The organism is uncultured Frigoribacterium sp. (assembly GCF_963515265.1).
Taxonomy (GTDB): domain Bacteria; phylum Actinomycetota; class Actinomycetes; order Actinomycetales; family Microbacteriaceae; genus Frigoribacterium.
The window spans coordinates 1-6448 of the sequence record NZ_CAUPYL010000149.1 but is presented as its reverse complement, the minus strand read 5'-3'; the positions used below and the strand labels follow the sequence as shown (position 1 = coordinate 6448).

Genomic DNA, 6448 nt, shown 5'->3' with positions numbered 1-6448 from the left:
GAACGGACGCGTGTCCGCCGCCCCTCCGCTCCCGCACCGACCCGTCACGCAGCACGACTGGCGTGAGGTGGTCGGCCTGCACTGGCGGGTCGAGCCCGACCTCGTCGCCCCGCTCGTGCCGCCCGGCACCCGCCCCGACGAGCACGACGGCGCGGCCTGGGCCAGCCTCGTCGCCTACCGCTTCGTCGACAGCACGGTGCCGCCCCTGCCGAGGCTCGGCCGCCTCGGGACCATGACCGAGATCGTCGTGCAGCTGGCGACGGTCGACGACGCCGGCAGGCGGGGCGTCGCCTACCGCTCGATCGACACGCAGCACCTCCCGGCGGTGCTCGCCGCGCGCACGATCGGCCTGCCCTACGTCTGGGCCCGAGCAGGCTCACGGGTTCGGGCGGACGACGTCGCGCACCGCACACAGCGCCATCGAGGAGGTGCGGGCAGCCTCGTCCGCGTCGTCCCGGGCGACGAGGTGGTCGCGCCCGACCCGGCCCTGGAGTTCCTGACGGAGCGCTGGGGCGTGCACGCAGCCTCCCTCGGCCGGACCCGCTGGTGGCGGAGGGCCCACGAGCCGTGGCCCCTGCGGACCGCGACGGTGACCCGCCTCGACGACGAGCTGCTCGCGGCGGCCGGCCTGCCCGGCCTCGTCGACCACGAGCCCGACCTCACGACGTGGTCGCCGGGCGTCGTCGTCCGGTACTCACGCGGCTGAGGGTCCTCCTCATTCAGGACGATCGGTCCTGAGCCGTGCGGCGGGGGGAGGCGCAGTCCTGAATCGTGCACGGATCAGGAAAGCGGAAGGCACGGGTCCTGAACTGCGCCAGCTCGTGCGGTCGACCCTTCGCGCGGCTGACGCTCAGCCTCCGCCCCTACCCTCACCAAAACGAGACAAACGGTCTCGTTGAACGCGAGGAAGCGAGACACCATGACCACGAACGACCGCCCGCTGACCGGCTCGACCTCCATCGGCGACTGGCTCGACCACCCCGAGGGCGGCGCCCTCGTCCGTGAGGTCCTCGGGCAGGGAGGCGCGTTAGACGAGTCGTCGCTCGCTCCCGTCCGGGGCCTGCCGTTGCAGCAGCTCGTCGCGCTGAGCCAGGGCCAGCTGCCGCAGGCGGTCGTCGACGACCTCGTGCTCCGGGCCAACGGCGGCGTGCTCCCCGAGGAGGCGGCGGGCGGCGACGACACCGGCCCCTGGCGCGAGAAGGCCACGCCGGGCCGGTTCACGGGCAAGACCGTCGTCGTCACCGGCGCGGCCTCCGGGATCGGCCGGGCCACCGCCTCCCGCGTGGCCCGCGAGGGCGGCCGCGTCGTCGCCGTCGACCTCTTCGCCGACAAGCTGGAGGCGCTCGTCGCCGACCTGCCGGACCTCGACGTCCCCCTCGTCACGGTCGCCGGGGACATCACGGCGCAGGCGGACGTCGACCGCATCGTCGCCGCCGCCGACGGGCGCATCGACGCCCTCGCGAACATCGCGGGCATCAACGACGACTTCTCGCCGCTGCACGAGACGAGCGACGCCATGTGGGACAAGGTCATCGCCGTCAACCTCACCGGCGCGTTCAAGCTCTCGCGGGCGGTGCTGCCGCTCATGCAGGAGGCGGGTCGCGGCTCGGTCGTCAACGTCGCCTCCGAGGCCGGGCTGCGCGGCAACGCCTCGGGCAACGCCTACACGGTGTCCAAGCACGGCGTGGTCGGCCTGACGAAGTCGGCGGCGTTCATGTACGCCGGCCAGGGCATCCGGGTCAACGCGGTGGCGCCCGGCGGGGTCGCGACGGGGATCCCCTTCCCGGCGACCGTGTCCGAGGTCGGGTCGGCGCGGCTGCGGCCGTTCCAGGCGGCGATCCCCACCATCGCGACCGCCGAGGAGCTGGCTGCGTCGATCACGTTCCTGCTGAGCGACGACGCGGTGAACATCAACGGTGCGATCCTCGCCAGCGACGGCGGCTGGTCGGTGCAGTAGGCCGCGGACTCCGGTGCTCGCACGATTCAGGAGATGTCGCGTGCCGCCTCCTGACCTGTGCACGATCCAGGCCCGGGAGTCCTGCGCAACGCGAACTCAGGACTCAACGTCCTGAATGAGGAGGGGACGGCGCGGTCACGAGCCGCGGATGGGCGAAGCTGGAGGCATGGTGACGACACGACCCGGCCGGGCCCGCAGCGAGGAGGCGCGCCTCGCGATCCTGCTGGCGACCCGCGACGAGCTCGCCGAGCGCGGCTACGACAAGCTCTCGCTCGACCGGGTCGCGGTCGCGGCCGGCGTCGGCAAGCAGACGATCTACCGCTGGTGGTCGTCGAAGGCGGCGCTCGTGGCCGAGGGCGTCCTCGAGGGGCACCTGATGCCCGGGCTCGCCGTGCCGAGCCCCGAGACCGACAGCGCCGACGTCTGGGCCGACGTCGCGGGGTGGCTGCGCGACTTCGGCCGCGCGCTCGCGACGCCGTCGACGGCCGCCTTGCTGAGGGCGACGTCGGCGGCGACCGCGGAGGACGACGAGGTGGCGGCGCGCTACGACGAGCAGCTCACGACGGTGACGAGGGTGGCCCTCGAGGCGCGGTTCGACCGCGCGGCGGCCGCCGGTCAGGTGCGCGCCGGCGCCCCGATCGCGACGGCGGTCGAGGCGTTGGTAGGTCTGCTCAGCTACCACATCGTGACGCGGCGGGACCTGACGGAGGAGTCGGTCGACGGCGCCGTCCGACTCCTCCGGGACGGCGTCGGCGCCTGAGGGCAGCGGCTGCCGACCCGCGCGCGACTGCGGGCTAGTGCTTGGGCGGGCCCGGCTTGGGGTGCCCGGGGATCGAGTCGCCCGACATGTTCAGGTCGTCGGGGTCGACCTCGACCGTGCCGACGTCGTCCGGGCCGCCGGTGCCGGGCAGGGTCGTGATCGCGTCCTCGTCGATGTCGTCGTCGACGGCGGGGGAGTCCGACACGGGGGTCGACTGCATCTCGTCGATCGTCTCGTCGCTGCGCGGGCTGTCGAACGTGGGGTCGTCGGTGTCCGTGGTCGCCTCGGAGGGCCGCTTGCTGTGATCGTCGTTGGTCATGGGCGCGAGCGTACGCCGTGTCCCGAGGGGCGACACCCAGGAGGCGGTGATCGCCCCCCGAGGGACCCGAGCGGCTCCATGGGCGAGAAGGGACGTCGTCGGCGGGGGCCCGCGTCCATGTCGCCCCTTCTCGCCTCCGACTCGCGAGAAGCGGGCCAAGGCCGGCCCGCGCCTCCTACAGGGCGGTCGCGCGCAGCAGCAGCAGCTGCTCCGGGTGCAGGGCGGGCAGCTGCAGCCCTTGCTCGGCGAGCACGCCGCCCGACAGCACGACGCCCCCGTCGACGACCCACGGCGGCGGCGAGTCGGACCGCGTGCGGGGCACGTCGCCGGGCGCCTGCAGCTCGACGCGGTACCGGCGGGCCGGGTCGAGCCCGGGCAGCGGCACGGACCCCGTCGCCGAGGTGAGCGGCGTCGTCAGCTGGACGAAGGCGAAGAGGGCGTCCGACCCGTCCTGCGACACGACGCCGTGCAGCAGCGACGACTCGTCGACGTGGTCGGCGCGCACGACGCGACCGGTGTGCACGAGCGGTCGCACCTCCTTGTAGAGGTCGACCCAGCGGGCCAGCTCGGCGCGCTCGTCGGCCGAGGCCCGGGAGACGTCCCACTCGATGCCGAAGTGGCTGAAGAGCGCGGTGCCGGCGCGGAACGCCACGGTGTGCGTGCGGCCGGTCGAGTGGGAGTGCGGTGAGCCGACGTGCGAGCCCGTGATCTCGCCGGGCAGCAGCTGAGAGGTCCAGCGCTGGATCTGCTGGCGCTCGAGCGGGTCGATGTTGTCGCTGGCCCAGACCCGGTCGGTCCGCTCGAGCACGGCGAGGTCGGCTCGGGCGCCTCCGGACGAGCACGACTCGATCTCGACGGCCGGGAACCGCCCGCGCAGCTCGTCGAGCAGCCGGTAGAGCGCGAGGGTCTGCTCGTGCACGCCCGGCGTGCCGGTGGGGGAGTGGCCGGCCTCGAGCAGGTCGCGGTTGTGGTCCCACTTGACGTACGCGACGTCGTGCGAGCCGAGCAGGTCGGTGAGTCGCTCGAGCAGGTACGCGTACGCCTCGGGGTGCCCGAGGTCGAGCACCTGCTGGCTGCGCCCGGTCATGGGGAGCCGGCCGGCCGGCGCGAGCATCCACTCGGGGTGGGCGCGGGCCAGGTCGCTGTCGGGGTTCACCATCTCGGGCTCGACCCAGATGCCGAAGTCGAGGCCGAGCTCGCGCACGGCGCCGATCAGCGGCTCGAGGCCGTCGGGCCAGACCGTCTCGTCGACGAACCAGTCGCCGAGGCCGGCCGTGTCGTCTCGCCGCCCGCGGAACCACCCGTCGTCGAGCACGAACCGCTCGGCGCCGACCTCGGCGGCCGCGCGGGCGAGCTCGACGAGTCGGTCGAGGTCGTGGTCGAAGTAGACGGCCTCCCAGGTGTTGAGCACGACGGGCCGCGGCGACGAGGGGTGCCCGTCGCGCGACCTGAGGTGCTCGTGGAACCGCGCCGCGGCGGCGTCTAGGCCTCGCCCCCAGGAGGCGTAGACCCACGGCCCCTGGTACGTCTCGCCGGCCGCGAGCCGCACCTCGCCGGGCAGCAGCAGCTCGCCGCCGCCGATCACGCTCGTGCCGCTCGCCATGCGCTCGGCGTACTCGCGGTGGTCGCCGCTCCACGCGACGTGCAGCGTCCACACCTCGCCGGACGAGAAGCCGAAGCCGGGCGTGCCGGCGGCCAGCACCAAGGAGGCGTCGGCCCCGGTCCGTCCGCGCCGCGAGTCGCGCACGTGCGCGCCCACGACGAACGGCAGCCGCTGCGGGGCGCGCTCGCGGCCCCACCGGCCGGCGAGGTCGAGCACCTCCTGGGCGCGCCGGGGCACGGGCAGGGCGATCTGCAGCGAGTCGACGACGAACTCGTCGCCGGAGGTGCGGGTGACCGCGGCGCGGCTGCGCAGCAGCCCCGACCCGAGCAGCTCGACGACGACGTCGACCGCGAGGCCCGACTGCTCGTCGACGCCGTGCACGGTGAGGACGCGGCCCTCGAGCGTGGTGGCCTCAGCCCGGAAGAGCGGCGTCCAGGACGTCCCGGCACTGTGCCCCTCGAGGCCGGGCTGGCCCCGCCAGCCACCGGAGGCGAGGGGCAGCAGCTCGACGACCTCGGGCTCGTCGAGCTCGTTCGGCACGACGCCGGCGAGGCCGCCGCGGACGACGGCCTCGAGCTCGTCCGCCGAGAGGTCGCCGAGGGCGGCGCCCCACCAGGCGACGACGGGCAGGCGGCCCGCGCCGAGGTCGAGCACGACGCTCACGCCGCCCGAGGTGAGGTGGACGACCGAAGGGATCGCGTCAGCCGTGGGCCCCGCCGTCGCGGGGTCGGTGGTCCGGTCGGTCGTGGGGTCGGACGGCGTCGTCATCGTGCTCCTCTGGCGGGGTCGCGTGCTGCCGAGGGGGTCGACCTCGACGTTTATTTGTAGTGCGCAACGATGTGGTCGGTCAAGGAGGGGGTCCCTCGTTACACTCTGAGCGTCGGAGGAGGCGCCGTGGACGACCCAGCCGAGCCGTTGAGCGTCACGAGGCCCGCACCGCTGCTGCCGCGCCGCGGCACCGGTCACCAGGTGATCGTCGAGCTGTTGCTGCACGGCCCGCTGACCCGCGGCGAGCTGGGGCTCGCGCTCGGCCTCACCCCGGGCTCGGTGACGCGCGCGGTCCGACCCCTGCTCGACGCCGGGGTGGTGTCCGAGCTCGGCCCGGTGCTCGGCCCCGGCCTCGGGCGCCCGGTGACCCCGCTCGACCTCGTCCTCGACCGCGACGTGGTCGTCGGGGTCAAGATCACCGCCGCCCGCGTCTGGGGCGTGGTCGCCGGCCTGCGCGCCGAGGTGCTGCACGAGGCGTCGACGGAGCTCGCGTCGACGGATCCCGTCGTCGTGGCGGACGCCGTCGTCGATCTCGTGCGTGAGCTGCTCGTCCTGTGTCCGGACCGGGCCGTCCACGGGGTCGGGGTGAGCGTCGGCGGACAGCTCGACGCCGAGGGCCGCGTCTCGGTCGCGCCGCTGCTCGGCTGGGTCGACGTCGACCTCGGCGCCGCCCTCCGGCAGCGCCTCGACCTGCCCGTCGTCGTCGACAACGACGTGGTGTCGCTCGTCCGCGCGGAGCGCTGGCTCGGGTCCGCGCGGGACCTCGACCGCTTCGCCCTGGTGACGATCGGTGCGGGCCTGGGCTACGCCCTGGTCGTCGGGGGAGAGATCCTCGACCTGCCGACGAGCGCGCGGAGCCCGATCGCCCACGTGCCGCTCGGCATCGGCGACGGCGTCTGCGACGAGGGCCACCGGGGGTGCGCCTCCTCGGTGCTGGCCCTGCCGGCCGTGCTCGACCGGGCCGCCGAGGCCCTGGGACGGGGCGGCGACGTCTCGCTCGACGACCTGCTGGCGGCGCACGCGTCCGGGCACGCCGGGGCG

General features: G+C 74.5%; 6 protein-coding genes. 4 read left to right on the top strand and 2 right to left on the bottom strand.

The features are described 5' to 3' along the window. From RWM17_RS11060 to RWM17_RS11050, 3 genes are all read left to right on the top strand, one after another. On the top strand, positions 1-706 hold a 706-nt coding region (locus RWM17_RS11060; protein ID WP_314103667.1), incomplete at its 5' end, for a DUF2071 domain-containing protein. A 213-nt stretch (positions 707-919) separates the two neighbouring features. Continuing rightward, positions 920-1957, top strand: coding sequence for an SDR family NAD(P)-dependent oxidoreductase (locus RWM17_RS11055; RefSeq protein WP_314103665.1), 1038 nt, complete (start codon positions 920-922; stop codon positions 1955-1957). 166 nt (positions 1958-2123) lie between these two features. Next, a complete protein-coding gene (locus RWM17_RS11050; protein ID WP_314103663.1) occupies positions 2124-2717 on the top strand; it encodes a TetR/AcrR family transcriptional regulator in 594 nt (197 codons plus the stop codon). 34 nt (positions 2718-2751) lie between these two features. On the opposite strand, the gene RWM17_RS11045 is transcribed toward RWM17_RS11050, so the two are convergent. Together RWM17_RS11045 and RWM17_RS11040 are read right to left on the bottom strand one after the other, a co-directional pair. Then, positions 2752-3036 (bottom strand): hypothetical protein, encoded by a 285-nt coding sequence (locus RWM17_RS11045; protein WP_314103661.1) that lies wholly within the window; start codon positions 3034-3036, stop codon positions 2752-2754. Positions 3037-3211: 175 nt separating this feature from the next. Continuing rightward, a complete protein-coding gene (locus RWM17_RS11040; RefSeq protein WP_314103658.1) occupies positions 3212-5407 on the bottom strand; it encodes an alpha-galactosidase in 2196 nt (731 codons plus the stop codon). Positions 5408-5533: 126 nt separating this feature from the next. Between RWM17_RS11040 and RWM17_RS11035 the strand changes: the two genes are divergently transcribed. Continuing rightward, positions 5534-6448, top strand: a 915-nt coding sequence (locus RWM17_RS11035) for an ROK family transcriptional regulator (RefSeq protein WP_314103656.1), incomplete at its 3' end; no start/stop codon positions are given.

Excerpts from the sequence above, each read along its gene's own strand:
- RWM17_RS11055 (WP_314103665.1), top strand. The coding sequence starts at position 920 with ATGACCACGAACGACCGCCCGCTGACCGGCTCGACCTCCATCGGCGAC.
- RWM17_RS11045 (WP_314103661.1), bottom strand. The coding sequence starts at position 3,036 with ATGACCAACGACGATCACAGCAAGCGGCCCTCCGAGGCGACCACGGAC.
- RWM17_RS11040 (WP_314103658.1), bottom strand. The coding sequence starts at position 5,407 with ATGACGACGCCGTCCGACCCCACGACCGACCGGACCACCGACCCCGCG.
- RWM17_RS11050 (WP_314103663.1), top strand. The coding sequence starts at position 2,124 with ATGGTGACGACACGACCCGGCCGGGCCCGCAGCGAGGAGGCGCGCCTC.